This window comes from Spirillospora sp. NPDC048819 (genome assembly GCF_040650055.1).
Classification (GTDB): Bacteria; Actinomycetota; Actinomycetes; order Streptosporangiales; family Streptosporangiaceae; genus Spirillospora.
Genome location: NZ_JBEZGN010000002.1, coordinates 104,939 through 119,186 on the forward strand (window position 1 = coordinate 104,939; position 14,248 = coordinate 119,186).

16 protein-coding genes are annotated in these 14,248 nt (G+C 74.0%); 2 read left to right on the forward strand and 14 right to left on the reverse strand.

Translation table 11 applies throughout. From position 1 onward, the window contains the following. Positions 1–16: 16 nt before the first annotated feature. Positions 17–919: a DUF5954 family protein gene (locus AB0C35_RS03570; RefSeq protein ID WP_358450069.1), complete on the forward strand. Its 903-nt coding sequence runs from the start codon at positions 17–19 to the stop codon at positions 917–919. Between the two features lie 20 nt (positions 920–939). Here the strand turns inward: AB0C35_RS03570 and thiI are convergent, their stop codons facing one another. The 8 genes from thiI to AB0C35_RS03610 form a co-directional block, all read right to left on the reverse strand. Continuing rightward, positions 940–2,196: a tRNA uracil 4-sulfurtransferase ThiI gene (gene thiI / locus AB0C35_RS03575; protein WP_358450071.1), complete on the reverse strand. Its 1,257-nt coding sequence runs from the start codon at positions 2,194–2,196 to the stop codon at positions 940–942. 103 nt (positions 2,197–2,299) lie between these two features. After that, positions 2,300–3,325: a 6-phosphofructokinase gene (locus AB0C35_RS03580; RefSeq protein ID WP_358450073.1), complete on the reverse strand. Its 1,026-nt coding sequence runs from the start codon at positions 3,323–3,325 to the stop codon at positions 2,300–2,302. 175 nt (positions 3,326–3,500) lie between these two features. Beyond that, on the reverse strand, positions 3,501–3,998 hold the full coding sequence (locus AB0C35_RS03585) for a hypothetical protein (protein ID WP_358450075.1): 498 nt from the start codon (positions 3,996–3,998) through the stop codon (positions 3,501–3,503). Continuing rightward, positions 3,995–4,813 (reverse strand): DUF692 domain-containing protein, encoded by an 819-nt coding sequence (locus AB0C35_RS03590; RefSeq protein ID WP_358450077.1) that lies wholly within the window; start codon positions 4,811–4,813, stop codon positions 3,995–3,997. Before AB0C35_RS03590 ends, AB0C35_RS03585 begins: the two co-directional genes overlap by 4 nt. 1 nt (position 4,814) lies before the next feature. Beyond that, entirely contained in the window at positions 4,815–5,804 is a 990-nt protein-coding gene (locus AB0C35_RS03595; RefSeq protein ID WP_358450079.1) for a TIGR04222 domain-containing membrane protein, read from the reverse strand. Between the two features lie 82 nt (positions 5,805–5,886). Then, positions 5,887–6,525: a response regulator transcription factor gene (locus AB0C35_RS03600; RefSeq protein WP_358451098.1), complete on the reverse strand. Its 639-nt coding sequence runs from the start codon at positions 6,523–6,525 to the stop codon at positions 5,887–5,889. 75 nt (positions 6,526–6,600) lie between these two features. Further along, entirely contained in the window at positions 6,601–7,746 is a 1,146-nt protein-coding gene (locus AB0C35_RS03605; protein WP_358450081.1) for a DUF5931 domain-containing protein, read from the reverse strand. A 62-nt stretch (positions 7,747–7,808) separates the two neighbouring features. Continuing rightward, positions 7,809–8,543: a lysophospholipid acyltransferase family protein gene (locus AB0C35_RS03610; RefSeq protein ID WP_358450083.1), complete on the reverse strand. Its 735-nt coding sequence runs from the start codon at positions 8,541–8,543 to the stop codon at positions 7,809–7,811. A gap of 378 nt (positions 8,544–8,921) precedes the next feature. Between AB0C35_RS03610 and AB0C35_RS03615 the strand changes: the two genes are divergently transcribed. Next, positions 8,922–9,761 (forward strand): hypothetical protein, encoded by an 840-nt coding sequence (locus AB0C35_RS03615; RefSeq protein ID WP_358450085.1) that lies wholly within the window; start codon positions 8,922–8,924, stop codon positions 9,759–9,761. On the opposite strand, the gene AB0C35_RS03620 is transcribed toward AB0C35_RS03615, so the two are convergent. From AB0C35_RS03620 to AB0C35_RS03645, 6 genes are all read right to left on the reverse strand, one after another. Next, positions 9,758–10,462: an endonuclease/exonuclease/phosphatase family protein gene (locus tag AB0C35_RS03620; RefSeq protein WP_358450087.1), complete on the reverse strand. Its 705-nt coding sequence runs from the start codon at positions 10,460–10,462 to the stop codon at positions 9,758–9,760. The genes AB0C35_RS03615 and AB0C35_RS03620 overlap by 4 nt on opposite strands. Positions 10,463–10,465: 3 nt before the next feature. After that, positions 10,466–11,434, reverse strand: coding sequence for an ROK family glucokinase (locus AB0C35_RS03625; RefSeq protein WP_358450089.1), 969 nt, complete (start codon positions 11,432–11,434; stop codon positions 10,466–10,468). 46 nt (positions 11,435–11,480) lie between these two features. Next, entirely contained in the window at positions 11,481–11,981 is a 501-nt protein-coding gene (locus tag AB0C35_RS03630) for a hypothetical protein (protein ID WP_358450091.1), read from the reverse strand. A 110-nt stretch (positions 11,982–12,091) separates the two neighbouring features. Further along, the gene (locus AB0C35_RS03635) at positions 12,092–12,526 is read right to left on the reverse strand and encodes an SRPBCC family protein (RefSeq protein WP_358450093.1); all 435 of its coding nucleotides are present in this window, start codon (positions 12,524–12,526) and stop codon (positions 12,092–12,094) included. Between the two features lie 64 nt (positions 12,527–12,590). Next, positions 12,591–13,358: a metallophosphoesterase gene (locus tag AB0C35_RS03640; protein WP_358450095.1), complete on the reverse strand. Its 768-nt coding sequence runs from the start codon at positions 13,356–13,358 to the stop codon at positions 12,591–12,593. 83 nt (positions 13,359–13,441) lie between these two features. Next, positions 13,442–14,134, reverse strand: a complete 693-nt coding sequence (locus tag AB0C35_RS03645; RefSeq protein WP_358450097.1) for a copper homeostasis protein CutC — start codon at positions 14,132–14,134, stop codon at positions 13,442–13,444. Positions 14,135–14,248: the final 114 nt, after the last annotated feature.

Here is a 14,248-nt window from a genome sequence, read left to right on the forward strand (position 1 = left end):
GAGGATGATGTCCGGCATGACAACCGGCGATGGTGACGCCGGGGGGCGGCTGTTCCCGGAGGACCTGGACGGCGTCGACCCGGTCGCCGCGGTGATGCTCGCGGACGCGTGCCGCGCCATCTCCGCCTACCCCGAGCTCGTGGTCGTAGGCGCGCTGTTCACGGCCGCCGAGCACGTCGCGGGCGGGTGGCAGATCGTCTGCCCGTGCGACCCGCTGCCGCAGGGCGCGCGTGAGCTCCTCGCCGTCCATCTGGCGGACATGGCCGTGTCCGCGGACCGCGCGGAGGCGCGTGAGCTGCGCGCCGCCGCGCGGACGCTGCAGGACGAACCGACCGACGCGGTGACCGCGGGCGAGCGGCGGTTCCGGATCGTGCGGATCGAGCAGCTCGTCCGCACCGGCCCCGACGGGCCCGAACCGCCCCGCCCGACGGACCTGGACCCGCTGCCGTCCGGCCCCCGCACCGGGCCCGGCCGCCGCCATGAGCTGCTGCCCGACGACGGGCCCGCGTCCGACCTCGCGACCTCCGAACTGCTGTGCCAGGTGCTGGACGCGGCCGCGGCCACCGGGAACGAGCCGTCCGGCGCGTTCCTCACCCCGGTCGCGCTGGCGCCCGCGTTCACGGTCGCCGAGCGGAGCGAGCGGCGCTGGCGCCCGGTCGGGCGGCTGCACGACGCCCCGCAGCGGGCCCGCGACTCGCTGGTCACCTACTTCCGGCACGTGGTGCCCGCGGTGGAGAGCCCCGGCGACGCGGACCTCGCCCAGTTCGCCGAGGCGGCGGAGCTGATGGAGGACGAGACGCGCCGCAACGGCATCGCGGTCGCGGGACGCCGGTTCCGCATCGTCCGCGTCGAGCGCATCACGCTGATGGGCCCCGACGGGCCCGAGCCGCCGCGCCCCACCGACTTCGACGCGCGCTAGGTGCGGCCGGGCGCCCGCCCTCAGGAGGCCGTGTCGCCGTAGACGGGACGGTGCTCCTGGACGGAACCGGCGAGCTGGTCGGCGAGTTCCCCGGCGTCGAGGCGCTTCTCGATCTGCCGCAGGTCGTCGATCCTGGCCTTGGTCTCGGCGCGGCGCGGCGCCAGCACGGTGCAGCAGTCCTCGTCGGGCAGCTCGGAGATCGTCAGGGTGCGGATGCGCCGCGCCTGGTCCATGATCTCGACCTTGTCCATGCCGACGAGGGGCCGCAGGATCGGCAGCTCGACGGCGTCGTCCAGCGCGGTGATGTTGGTCAGCGTCTGGCTGGACACCTGGCCGAGCGCGTCCCCGGTGATGAGCGCGGCGCCGCGCAGCCGGCGGGCGAGGACCTCGCCGGTGCGCAGCATCAGCCGGCGCTGCGCGATCACCGCGAGCCGGTCGGCGCCGGACGACTTGATCTGCTGCTGCGCCTTGCCGAACGGGACGACGAACAGCCGGGAGCCGCCCTGGAACCTGTCCAGCTCGCGGACCAGCGCGTACGCCTTGTAGATCGACTCCGGGCCGGTGAACGGCATGCCGGAGAAGTGCAGGTAGTCGACGCGCAGGCCGCGGCGCATCATCCGGTAGGCGGCGACGGGCGAGTCGATGCCGCCCGACATCAGCACGAGGGCGCGGCCGCTCATGCCGACGGGCAGGCCGCCCTGGCCGGGCAGGCCGCCGGAGTACACGAACACCTCGTCGCGGTCGACCTCGATCGACAGCGTGTGCTCGGGGTCCTTGAGCCGGACGGGCTGCCCGTACCGGGCGGCGACGAGGGCGCCGATGTGGCGGTCGAGCTCCATGGACGTCATCGGGAACCGCTTGTCGCGGCGGCGGGCCCGGACGGCGAACGTGCCGGTCCGCCCGTCCATCAGCTCCAGCGCGGCGCGTTCGACGCTGGCGAGGTCCTTGCCGACCCGCCAGGCGCGGTGCGCCCACACGATGCCCATGACGTCGGTGACCCGCTGCGCCACCCGTTCCATGGTGGCCAGATCCGCGTCGTGCTTGCGGAGGATGAAGACGCCGTGCCGGCGGATGACGTCCACCCGGGCGACCGGCCGGACGGCGGCGCGGACGTTGTCGGCGAGGCGCCGCTCGAACTGCTCGCGGTTCTTGCCCTTGAGGACGACCTCGCCCAGTTTGAGCAGCACGCACGGCTCGCCGTCGACCGGTGACTGCTCCCGGACGGGTGCCTGCTCCCGGACGTCCGCGGGCGCGGGCGCGGGGTCGAGCGTGGTCATGCGTGATCCTCCTGGCGGGAACAGGTCGACGGGGGCGTTTCCAGTGTGGCTCAGTGGAGCCAACACCGCGACCCGATACCGGTGTTCCCGCCAGGCGGGACGGTCAGCCGAAGAAGACCTCGGCCTCGGCGTAACGCTCCAGCGGGACGGTCTTCAGCTCCTTGGTCGCCTCGTCCAGGCCGACCCGGATGATGTCGGTGCCCTTGAGCGAGACCATCTTGCCGTAGTCGCCGTCGTGGACCGCGTCGATCGCCTGGAGGCCGAAGCGGGTGGCGAGGACGCGGTCGAACGCGGTCGGGGTGCCGCCGCGCTGGATGTGCCCGAGCACGGTGGCGCGGGCCTCCTTGCCGGTGCGCTTCTCGATCTCGTTGGCGAGCCGCTGCCCGATGCCGCCGAGCCGGACGTGCCCGAACGCGTCGCGCTCACCGGTCTGCAGCTGCATCTGCCCGTCCACCGGGTGGGCGCCCTCGGACACCACGATGATCGGCGCGTAGCGGGTCTTGAACCGGCTCTCCACGTACTCGCAGACCTTGTCGATGTCGAAGGGCCGCTCGGGGATCAGGATGACGTTGGCGCCGGCGGCCATGCCGACGTGCAGCGCTATCCAGCCCGCGTGCCGCCCCATGACCTCGCAGATCAGCGCGCGGTGGTGGCTCTCGGCGGTGGTGTGCAGCCGGTCGACGGCCTCCATGCCGATGTTCACCGCGGTGTCGAAGCCGAACGTGTAGTCGGTCGCGTTGAGGTCGTTGTCGATCGTCTTCGGGACGCCGACGACCTTCACGCCGTTGGCGTACAGCTCGCGCGCGACGCCGAGGGTGTCCTCGCCGCCGATGGCGATCAGCGCGTCCACGCCGAGGCCGGCGAGGTTGTCCTTGATGCGCTCGACGCCGCCCTCGACCTTGACCGGGTTCGTCCGGGACGAGCCCAGGATCGTCCCGCCGCGCGGCAGGATCCCGCGCACGGCCTGCACGTCGAGGGCCACGGTGTCGCCTTCGAGCGGGCCGCGCCAGCCGGCCCGGAAGCCGACGAACTCGTAGCCGAAGACCTGGACGCCCTTGCGCACGACCGCGCGGATCACCGCGTTCAGACCGGGGCAGTCACCGCCTCCGGTCAGCACTCCGACGCGCATGCCCTCTCCTTGTCCCGCCACCGGGCTCCTCCCTCGATTCACATGGCCAGAGCCAGACTAGTCGTCCGGATGCGGCCGCACGGGGCATTCACCGCCGGCCCCGGCGTGCCGCCATTGGTCTAGACCATAGCCGCTCGCGGGAGCTGATGGGACGTCGTCCGGCCGAAGGGTGAGATCAGTGCGGCGGGCGCCGGCCGAAGACGCGGATCCGCCCGCCGACCTGGATCGCCACTCCCCCGGGGACCCGGCGCACGGCCGCCCTGCGGGGACGCGGCGGCGCCGCGCCGGCATGGCGCCACCGGGCCTCGGCCACCGCCAGTTCCCGCCCGGCCTCGCCGGCCAGGTCGTCCCGGTGGGCCCGCGCGAAGTCCCAGCCGTCCCGGAACGAGCCGAGCGTCGGGCGCCCGGCCGCCCAGCCGGCGAACTCCGTCCTCCACGACGTCCCGTACGACGCGGCCAGCGCGGGCCAGGCGAGGGCGACCTCACCGGCCCGCTTGAGCAGGATGCCGTGCACGGCGGCCCGGACCGCCTCGGCGTCGAAGCCCCCGGGCACCGGCCCGCCCGCCGTCATCGCCCGGACGAGGGCCTCCTGCGCCGCCGCCAGCCCCGTGTCGAACGGACCTGTGTCGAACCGCCCAGTGTCGAACGGCCCGTGGTCGAACGGCGCGCTCATGTGACGGGCGGGAGGCCGGAGGCGGCGGCGATGGCGTCCAGCTCGGCCTGAAGCTCGCCGGCCGGCGGGTAGCGGCCGTCGCGCTCCAGCAGGAACCCCGGCGGGCGGTGCCGCCCGCACAGCTCCCCGATCAGGTCCAGGACCTCGGACGGCACGGGCGCGGCGTGCGTGTCGTGGTAGCGCCCGCCCTCCTCGGCCCCGCCGGCGACATGGCAGTACGCGACGCGCTCCAGCGGCAGGCGGTCGAGGAGGGCGGCGGGGTCCTCGCCGCGGTTGCGCGCGTTGGCGTACACATTGGCGACGTCTAGCAGGAGGAGGGCGCCGGTGCGTTCCAGCAGCTCGGTCAGGAAGTCGCCTTCGGTGTACTCGGCGTCCGGCCAGTCGAAGAGCGCGGCGATGGGCTCGACGGCCAGCGGGACGGGCAGCTCCGCCTGGGTCCGGCGGATGTTGGCGGTGAGCGCGTCCAGCGCGGCTCGCGTCCGCGGTACGGGCAGGAGGTGCCCGGCCTCGATCCCGCCCGCCCGCACGAACGCGACGTGCTCGCTCACCAGCGGCGCGTCCAGCGCCCCGGCGCAGGCGGCGAGGTGCGCGACCCGCTCGGCGGCCACCGGCTCGGCGCCGCCGAGGGACAGCCGCACCCCGTGCGGGACGACCGCCACTCCGCGGTCGCGCAGTTCCAGCAGGCCGGGCGCCGGATGGCCGGGATGCACGGATTCGGCGATCACCTCGGTGAAGCGCAGCCCCGGCAGCGCCCCGACGAACCCGGCGATCTCCGGGCGCCAGCCGATTCCCACTCCCGGTTCCGGCAGAGCCATGTCAACCGCCTCCGCAGCCACCGCCGCCTCCTCCGCCGCCCCCGCCTCCGCAACCGCCGCCACCACCACAGCCGCCACCGCCGCCTCCTCCACACGATCCCCCGCCACCGCATGAGCCGGACGAGCACACCGTGGCGGTCGACGAGCAGACCGTCCCCGTGAACCCGCCGGAGGTCGCCGCGACCCCGGTCAGCTCCAGGTAGCGGCCGAGCCCGGCGGTCAGGGCGAACATCGGGTCGAACGCCATCAGCGCCGCCGTGCCGAAGAGCGCGACGCCCAGCAGGACCGTGGGACCGGCGGCCCCGGCGTAGGACGGGGCGTTCCCCGGGTCGAGATGCGGGTTCGACGTTCTCAGCCGCTCCACGGCCAGCTCGCCCTCCCGCGTCTTCTCGGTGCCCGTGCCGTAGATGAGCGCGGCGGCGCCGATCCCGCCGAACAGCGCGATGGGGATCAGCTTGGCCGGGAAATCGAGGGAGCCGTCCACCATGGTGAAGATGATGAAGCCGGCCCACACCCACACCAGCAGGATCAGCTGAGCGGCCCGCAGCCGGCGCCGCCGTCGCGGATCGGCCACCATGCCCTGCGCGACCAGCCCGTCGCGGAGCCGGTCGAGTTCCGCCCGTACGCCGGGCTCGGTGGTGAGGTGGGCCAGCGCACCGGCACGGCCGCCGGCGATCGCGCCGAAGACCGCCGCGTCCAGCAGCGTGCCGGCCGCGCGCGGGCGGCCGGGGGCCGGCCCGGCCGCGATGAGCCGGCCGTCGGAGTAGGCGTCGACCGCGCCGTCCAGCCGCAGCGCCGTCATCGAGGCCACGATCGCATGCCGCCCCCCGCCCTGCAGGTACGCGACCTCGTACGGGTGCAGGTCGCGCGACGGAGGGCGGCCCCGCCGCAGTCTCGCCCGCAGGTTCAGCTGCGCCGCGAGGACGACGAGCCCGGCACAGAGGTAGCCCGCGAAGAACACGAGATCGGCACCTGACATCTCGTCCGGCATGGCGTGCTCCCGTCCAGATGCGCTTTGGGCGTCAGACGCCCGCATTCTGGCCGGGGTTCATCGCGTTCCGGTCCGCTGTCCACTACCGGTCTTGGTCGAGACCCTTCTCGATGGCGTAGCGGACGAGTTCGACGCGGTTGTGCAGTTGCAGCTTGCCGAGCGTGTTCTGCACGTGGTTCTGCACCGTCCGGTGGGACAGGACGAGCCGCTGCGCGATCTGCTTGTACGTCAGGCCCTTCGCGACGAGCCGCAGGACCTCGGTCTCGCGGTCGGTCAGGCGCGGCGCGTCGTCGTCCGGGCGGGCGGGCGCGGCGGCGAGCCGGCGGTACTCGCCCAGCACCAGCCCGGCGAGACCGGGGGTGAACACGGCGTCGCCCTCGCCGGTGCGCCGGACGGCGTCCAGGAACTCCTCGCGCGCGGCGGACTTGAGCAGATAGCCGGTGGCGCCCGCCTTCACCGCCTCCAGCACGTCCCGCTGCTCGCCGCTCGCCGACAGCACCAGGACGCGGGCGGGCGGGTCGGCGGCGGCCAGGTGGCGGGTCACCTCGACGCCGCTGATGTCGGGAAGCTGGAGGTCGACCACGGCCACCTGCGGGCGCGCGGCGGCGGCGATGCGGATCGCGGCGCGTCCCTCGCCGGCGGTCGCGACCACGTCGTGACCGGCTTCGGCGAGGTCGCGTGCGACCGCCTCGCGCCACATCGGATGGTCGTCCACGACCATGACCCTCAGAGGGACGTAGCTCACGGGACACACCTTAAGCCGACATCAGGGCCGGACGACCCCGTCCGCCGCGGCTCACCGTACGGCGGGGCGGGGGACGGTCAGCTCGATCTCCGTGCCCTCCCCCTCGGCCGAGACGATCGTGACCTCGCCGCCGAGGTCGGCCACGCGGCCGCGGATGGACTGGGCGACGCCGAGCCGGCCGTCCGCCGCGGCCTCCTCCAGCCGCCCCGCGGCCATGCCGGGTCCATCGTCGCGGACGCTCACGGTGATCTCGCCGCCGCCGTCCTCCAGCAGCACCCATGCGCGGGCGCCGGAACCGCAGTGCCGCCGGACGTTGTCGAGCGCCGCCGCGACCGCCGCCTCGACCTCCCGGGCGGCGTGCCCCGGCAGGAGCACCTCCGTCGCCGGCGTCGAGACCGTCACCGACGCGGACGCGCGGCGGGTCAGCAGCGGACGGAGATCGACCCCGGCCCCGGCGCCCGGCGAGGGCGCGGGCCCTGGCGGGGCGGCGCCGATGAGGGACCGCAGCGCCGCCTCCTGCTCCCCCGCCAGCCGCCCCAGCTCCGCCGCCTCGCCGCCCAGCTCGCCGCCGCGCCGCTGCACCATCGCCAGCACCTGCAGCACCGAGTCGTGGATGCGGCGGGCCAGCCGCTCCCGCTCCCGGGTGGCCGACTCCAGCTCCACGGCCCGCGCCAGCCGCGCCTCCGCCTCCAGCGCCAGACGCACGACGTGCCCGACGACGAGGCCCGCGAGGAACAGCAGGACGATGCCGTTGAACGTCCTGGACCCCAGCCCGCCCGCCGTCCCGGCGATCGCGTGCACCGCCAGGTTCGCGGCGGCGAGCACGAGCGCCGCGGTGACGCCGAGCCGCCGACCGCCCGCCACCGCCCACGACAGCACCGCGGCCGCCACCCACGACACCGGCAGCGTCGGCCGCCCGGCGGCGATGTTCTCCGCCGTCTCCACCCATGCCGTCGCGAGCAGGCATCCGGCCGCGACCGCGAGGTCGGCGCCCAGCAGCGTCCGCCCCCGCCGCCGCGGGTCGGCGAACGCCCGCACCGCGTACGCCGTCCAGGCGGCCATGACGCCGAGGACGGCCCAGCCGGCCGCCGGATGGGCGTAGCCGCCGAAGTTCATCGCGATCACGAGCGCGGCGTAGACCAGCGCCAGGCCGCGGTAGGCCGCCACCGCCCGCCACAGCGCGACCTCAAGGCCCATTCCCCGAGGCTCGACCCCGCTCATCGGTGCCAGCTCATCCGTGCCAGCTCATCCGTGCCAGCTCATCCGTGGTCGCTCAGGCCCCCGTCGTCCTCCACGGGCCGCACCGGCTTACCGGCCATCTCCGCCTTCACCTCGGCGGCGTACCGGTCGACGTACTCCTGTCCCGACAGCTCCCGGATCGCGTTCATGATCTCGTCGGTGATCTCCCGCAGGACCTCTTTGTCGTCCTCGCGGCCGTAGTGGCGGGAGAAGTCCATCGGCTTCCCGAACCGGACGCCGGGCCGGACGCCGAGCCGCGGGTAGGCCTGGCCGGGCGGCATCAGCTCGAACGTGTTGATCATCGCCATCGGGATCACCGGGACCCGCGACTTCAGCGCCAGCCGCGCGACGCCCGTCTTGCCGCGGTACAGCCGGTTGTCGGGGGCGCGGGTTCCCTCCGGGTAGATGCCGAGCAGCTTGCCCTCCGCGAGGATGCGCAGCCCGGTCTGCAGCGCCGCCTCGGCCGCCGAGCCGCCCGTCCGGTCCACCGGGACCACGCCCACCCCGGTCATGAACGCCTTGCTGATCCAGCCCTTGATCCCCTTGCCGGTGAAGTACTCGCCCTTGCCGATGAAGAAGATCGGCCGCATCAGCGGCAGCGGCCCGAAGAAGTGGTCGGCGAACGACAGGTGGTTGCCCACCAGCAGCGCCGGACCCCGCTTGGGGACGTTCTTCATCCCCCGGTTCCGCGGCCACCATCCGAGGTACATGATGGGCGAGAGAACGATCCGGAGCAGGATCCAGAACCAGAGCATGCGGGACCTTCCTCGGACCGCGCGCCCTGGATGGGCACGACCGGTCCCTGCCGTCGAGAGATGATGGGACATCTTCCCACTCCCCGTCCCATCGATCTACCGGCCGGTACACCATCGGACGCGGGCGGCCCGGGCGGTCGCGCGCCGAAGCGATGCGGCGAGCGGCGGCCGAATGAACGTAGGCTCTTAACGTAAATCTCAATCGGGTGCGCCCGGGGGCTTGTCCCGGGCGGCGCAGCGAATACCGTGGGACACACGTTTCAGGGTGTCCGGAAGTGCCGCCGCGAGCCGGGGGCGCCACCGGGCACACGTCGTTGGGGGAGCGGAGGCCGTCATGCCGGTGCTGTCGGTCACGCCGGAGTCGAAGGAGCCGGCCCCGTGAATCGCCGTGGCAATGGACTGTCGGCCGACACCTACGCCCCGCTGGTCGACCTCGCCCCGCACCTCGCCGACGCGATGCTGGCGGCGCTCGGCGAGGCGGGCGTGGCGGCGTACGCGGCCTCGCCGTCCGACCTGCCCGACCTGTCCGACCCGCCCGGCGAACCCGTCGGCGGCGACGTCCTCGACCGGCTGTACGTCGACGTTGACATGAAACCCACCGCCGAGGGCATCCTGCGCGCCCACCTCGCCCGGCTGCGCGACACATCCGCCCGCGGCCAGGACGCCGAACGACCCGAAACCGACCTCGCCGCCCCCCGCGACGCCGCCGAGACGCGCGACGCCGCCGAGAACCAGGCCCCCGCCAAGGCCAGGGACGCCGACCTTCCCGCCGAACGCGACGAGGACGCCATCTGGGCCGAGATCGTCGCCGGCTTCGACTCCGGCCCCGAGGGCGACGACGTCCCCTGGCCCGACGAGGAGAACATCCGCGAGCCCGCCGACCCGCCGCGGGAGGGCGACGACCGCACCGGACGCCTCCCCCGCGCCCGCGTCATCAAGCCCGCCGAGACTCCGGACGTCCCCCCGGACGACGACGCGGACGGCCACTACATCCCCCCGCCGCCCCCGCCGCTGCCCAGCGCCGACCCCCTCACCAAGAGCGCCTGGGTCGCCCTGATCGGCGGGCCCGTCTACCTGCTCGCCACCGTCATCCTCGACTGGGAGGTCCCCGGCTGGGCCGCCTTCCTGGCCGTCGCCGCCTTCATCGGCGGCTTCGTCACCCTCGTCCTGCGCATGGGCGACGAGCCGAGAGATCCCGACGACGGCGCCGTCGTCTAAGGGAGTTCCAGGTCGGCCGTCAGGGGGCGGTGGTCCGTGGCCTTCACGTAGTCGTCCGTGGGGGCCGTGTCCGCTGTGGGGACTCCGCAGGCGGTTATGCCGACTCCGGGATCGGCGAAGACTGCGTCGATGCGTCTGCGGGGGTTGCGGGCGGAGAAGGTGAGTTCATCGCCCCTGGGGGCGGCCGTGTAGCCGTCCTGGAAGTGGTCGGTGAGGAGCGTCCACGATGGGCCACCGGGTTCCTCGTTGAAGTCGCCGGCAAGGACGACGGGGGCCCGGTAGCGGTCGCGGGCGCGGTCCAGGTGGGTGAGGATCTCGTGGACGTGGCGCAGGCGCGGCCCGTCCGACAGGTCCAGGTGGGTGCTCGCGGCGATGAGGCGGGTTCCGCCGGTCTCCAGGACGGCGATCGCCAGGGCGCGGCGGTGCAGGCCCGGATCGGGGGTGAGCAGGTGGAACTCGCGGGCCGCCCGGTGGACGTGCGGTGCGGCGAGGACGGCGAGGCCGCAGGCCCGCCGTCCCGCCGCGATCCGCAGCCCGCACGCTCGCGCCAGGCGGCGGCGCCGCAGACGCCAGGCCCAGAAGCGCGGGACCTCCTGCAGGCACGTCACGTCCGGGCCGATGGCGCGGACGACCCGGGCCACGGCGGCCGGGTCGTCGCGCAACGACCGGATGTTGTAGCTCAGCAGGCGGACGGAGGCCATGCGCTAGACGATGACGTCCTGGAGGGGGCGGACGCGGGCCAGGTCCGCGGCGCCGACGATGCCCGCCGCCGAGCCCAGCTCGGCGATGCGGATGTCGGGCAGGGGGCGGTGGCCGCGGCCGGTCAGGGCGTCCTCGAACGCCGAGCGGATCGGGTCGAGCAGCAGGTCGCCGGCGTCCGACAGGCCGCCGCCGATGATGAACGCGCCCGGGTCGAGGATCGCGCTGAGGTCGGCGAGGCCCTGGCCCGCCCAGTGCGCGATGGTCCGGAAGCACTCCAGGGCGGCCTTGTCGCCCTCGCGGGCCGCCTGCGACACCTCCGGCCCGCTGATGCCCTCGGGGCGGCCGTCGCCGAGCTCCAGCAGGCGTCCCGCCATCGCTGGCGCCACCCGGGCCAGGTCGCGGGCCTCGTGGACGAGGGCGTTGCCGCTGGCGTACTGCTCCCAGCAGCCGCGGTTGCCGCAGCCGCAGCGGCGGCCGTCCGGGACGACCCGGAAATGGCCCATCTCGGCGCCGATGCCGAAACGGCCCCGGTACAGCTCGCCGTTGATGATGATGCCGCCGCCGATGCCGGTGCCGAGCGCCACCAGGACGAGGAAGTTCTCGCCGCGGCCGGCGCCGAAGCGCGCCTCGCCCCAGGCGGTGGCGTTGCCGTCGTTCTCCACCACGACCGGCAGTCCGACGAGGCTCTCCACCTTCTCCTTGATCGGCTCGTCCCGCCAGGCGAGGTTCGGCGCGAACAGCACGGTGGAGCGGGTCTCGTCGACGAAGCCCGCGGTGCCGAGGCCGACCGCCGACACCTCTTCGAACTTGCCCGCCAGGAGGTCGACGACCTCGGCGATGGTCTCGGCGGTCTCCTTGGGGTTGGTCGACGGAGTCGGCCTGCGCACCTTCTCCAGAATCGTCCCCCGGTCGTCGACGACCCCTGCGGCGACCTTCGTGCCGCCCACATCCACGCCGATGGTCAGGGCCATGTACCCTTCCTCCTCCTCGCGCGCCCCGGCTGGAGCCTGTACCGCACTAACCGATGTCGGCGGGGCCGCCGCCCGTGGCGGCCGACCACGCATCACCCGTCTCCGGACGTTCCGACCGCTCGGACCTACCCGCCCGCGGGCTCTTCGACGCCTCCGGCGGCCGGTTCCGGCGCGCGCGCTCGGAACGCGCGCGCTCGGACGGCCCGCGCTCGGACGGCCCGCGGTCGGGCCGCGTGCGGTCGAACGCCGCCACCACGTCCAGTGCGGCGGCGAGCAGCGACTGGCCGGCCTCGTGCAGGTGCCGGCCGACGTCGCCGCCCGCCTCGCGCTTCATCGCGATCGCCCGGCAGACCGGGCAGTCGCGGCATTCGGGGGCGCCGGTGGCGATGCGCGGCTCCTCGGCGGTGGCCCGGCCCCACACGTCCTCGCCCGTGTCCCGGTCCCGGCCGCCGCCTCCGGCTCCGGCTCCGGCTCCGCTCACCCGCTTGATCAGCGTGTCGAAAAGCTTGGCCGCCTCGTCGAGGACGTCGCCCGGCTGCTCGCTCATGGGTCCATCTTCCATCGGTCGTCGGCGTGCACGGTATCGCTTCTTCGCCGTGTTCGGCGTTCGGCGCGGTGTCCGGCGTTCGGCTCGGTGTCCTGCCTTCGGCGCGGTGTTCAGCTCTCCACGTGGCGTTTGAGGCCCTTGAGCGCGGAGTCGATGATCCGCTTCTCGCCCTTGCGCTTCACCATGCCGATCAGCGGTATGCGGACGTCCACGGCGAGCTCGTAGGTCACCTCGGTGGATCCGTCCCGCTCGTCCAGGCTGTAGGAGCCGTGCAGGCCGGTGACGACAGAGCCCTCCTCCACCAGCTTCCACGTCACGCGGTCGTCGTCCTCCCAGGTGTAGGCGAGGCCGACGGTGTCGCTGAACGGGCCGCCGTCGAAGGTCAGCCTGGCGAGGGACGCGCGGCCGTCCTCGCCGGTCTCCTGGACGGTGAACCCGCGGATGCCGCTCGCCCACCCGGGGTACGCCTCAAGGTCGGCGATCACCGCCATGATCTCGGCCTTCCCGGCCTTGACCGTGATGGTGGAACTCGTGCGGTCCGCCATCTGCGTCTCCCTCCGGCTCTCGGTGAGCCCGCGCGCGGGCCCGCTGTCCTAGAGAAAGTATCTTTCACACCGTCAGTACGTGGGGCACGCCACGGGCCCGGAAGTGGCCCACGTTCACGCATTCGGTGCGGCCGATGCGCATCCGGCTCGCGAGCGGCTGATGGACGTGCCCGAACAGCACGTACCTCGGCTGGGCCCGGTGGATCGCGTCCAGGATCGCCCTGCTCCCGCGTTCGAACCGGCGCGCCACCGTGTCGTACAGCAGTTCGGGCACGTCGGGCGGGATGTGGCAGCACAGCACGTCCACCTCGCCGACGGCCTCGACCTTGGCGGCGTACGCGTCGTCGTCCAGTTCGTAGGGGGTGCGGTACTCGGTGCGCAGGCCCCCGCCGACGAACCCGAACCGGAGCCCGCCGATCTCTGTGGTCTCACCGTCCAGGACGTGGTGGCCCTCCCGGAGGTGCGCCCCCCACATGCGCGGGACGTCCACGTTGCCGTAGGTCAGGTACGCGGGGGTCGGCATGGCCGCGAACAGTTCGGCGTACTGCCGGTCGACCGCGCGTTCGATGTGCGGCCACGCGTCGCCGTCGAGGGACGCCCACAGCCCCCGGGAGAACTCGCGGGCCTCGTCGAAGCGCTTCTCGGTGCGCAGCGCGATGAAGCGGTCGGCGTTCTCCTGCCCGAACAGGTCGGCGAAGATCCCCTGCGCGTGGTCGTCGTAGTCGATGAACAGGATCAGGTCGCCCAGGCAGATGAGCACGTCCGCGCCGTCCGCCGCGCTCGCCAGCGCGTCCGCGCGGCCATGGACGTCGCTCACCACGTGGATCCTCATGAACCGACTCTAATAGGGCACACCGCCCGCCAGAACGGCCGGGTTGCGCGTCGATCGGGCGGGGCGCCGGGCCCCGGCCCCGGTCAGCCGGTCGCGGCCGACACCAGGGAGCGCCACTCGCTCACCAGGGCGGGGTCCACCGGGGCGTCCCAGGCGCCGTCCGGGCGGACGGCGGTGCCCACGTGGAACGCGGTGACGCCCGCGGCGGCGAGGAGCGCGACGTGCTTGCGGCGCAGCCCGCCCCCGGCCATGATCACCTTGGCGGAGTCCGGGTCCTCGGCGGCACGCCGGACGAGGACGTCCACCCCGGCGTCCACGCCGCGCGCGGACCCGGCCGTGAGAACGGTGTCGAGCCCGCCGCCGAGGCGCCGGACGGCGTCCCACGCGGCGCCGGGGTCGGCGGCGTGGTCGACCGCGCGGTGGAACGTCCAAGGCAGCGGGGCGGCGTCCGCGGCGAGTTTGCCGGTCGCGGCCACGTCGACGTGGCCGAACGAGTCGAGGAAGCCGAAGACGAACCCGTCCGCGCCCGCCTCCGCGAGGCCCGCGGCGGCGCGCCGCAGCCGGTCGAGCTCGAACCCGGTCGTGCGGAACCCGGCGTTGGCCCGCAGCATCACCCGCATCGGCAGGGTGGTGACCTTCCGCACCGCCTCGACCACGTCGGGATCGGGGGTGAGGCCGTCGGCGGCCATGTCGGCGACGACCTCGAGCCGGTCGGCGCCGCCGTCCTGCGCCGCCCGCGCGTCCTCGGCCGTCAGCGCGATCACTTCGAGCAGCATGGCGATCCCCCGGAACCCGTTCGTGTGCGACCGGCTCAAGCGTAGGCGACCCCGCGGCGGACGCCGCGGGTGACGGCCGGTCTTTGCCGTGCCGTTAACCCGGGGCCTCCGGGG

Coding starts and splice junctions, on each gene's coding strand:
- AB0C35_RS03600 (WP_358451098.1), bottom strand. CDS start 6,525: ATGGTCGTGGACGACCATCCGATGTGGCGCGAGGCGGTCGCACGCGAC.
- AB0C35_RS03590 (WP_358450077.1), bottom strand. CDS start 4,813: ATGGCTCTGCCGGAACCGGGAGTGGGAATCGGCTGGCGCCCGGAGATC.
- AB0C35_RS03570 (WP_358450069.1), top strand. CDS start 17: ATGACAACCGGCGATGGTGACGCCGGGGGGCGGCTGTTCCCGGAGGAC.
- AB0C35_RS03635 (WP_358450093.1), bottom strand. CDS start 12,526: ATGGCGGACCGCACGAGTTCCACCATCACGGTCAAGGCCGGGAAGGCC.
- AB0C35_RS03630 (WP_358450091.1), bottom strand. CDS start 11,981: ATGAGCGAGCAGCCGGGCGACGTCCTCGACGAGGCGGCCAAGCTTTTC.
- AB0C35_RS03585 (WP_358450075.1), bottom strand. CDS start 3,998: ATGAGCGCGCCGTTCGACCACGGGCCGTTCGACACTGGGCGGTTCGAC.
- AB0C35_RS03620 (WP_358450087.1), bottom strand. CDS start 10,462: ATGGCCTCCGTCCGCCTGCTGAGCTACAACATCCGGTCGTTGCGCGAC.
- AB0C35_RS03605 (WP_358450081.1), bottom strand. CDS start 7,746: ATGGGCCTTGAGGTCGCGCTGTGGCGGGCGGTGGCGGCCTACCGCGGC.
- AB0C35_RS03640 (WP_358450095.1), bottom strand. CDS start 13,358: ATGAGGATCCACGTGGTGAGCGACGTCCATGGCCGCGCGGACGCGCTG.
- AB0C35_RS03610 (WP_358450083.1), bottom strand. CDS start 8,543: ATGCTCTGGTTCTGGATCCTGCTCCGGATCGTTCTCTCGCCCATCATG.
- thiI (WP_358450071.1), bottom strand. CDS start 2,196: ATGACCACGCTCGACCCCGCGCCCGCGCCCGCGGACGTCCGGGAGCAG.
- AB0C35_RS03625 (WP_358450089.1), bottom strand. CDS start 11,434: ATGGCCCTGACCATCGGCGTGGATGTGGGCGGCACGAAGGTCGCCGCA.
- AB0C35_RS03645 (WP_358450097.1), bottom strand. CDS start 14,134: ATGCTGCTCGAAGTGATCGCGCTGACGGCCGAGGACGCGCGGGCGGCG.
- AB0C35_RS03580 (WP_358450073.1), bottom strand. CDS start 3,325: ATGCGCGTCGGAGTGCTGACCGGAGGCGGTGACTGCCCCGGTCTGAAC.
- AB0C35_RS03595 (WP_358450079.1), bottom strand. CDS start 5,804: ATGCCGGACGAGATGTCAGGTGCCGATCTCGTGTTCTTCGCGGGCTAC.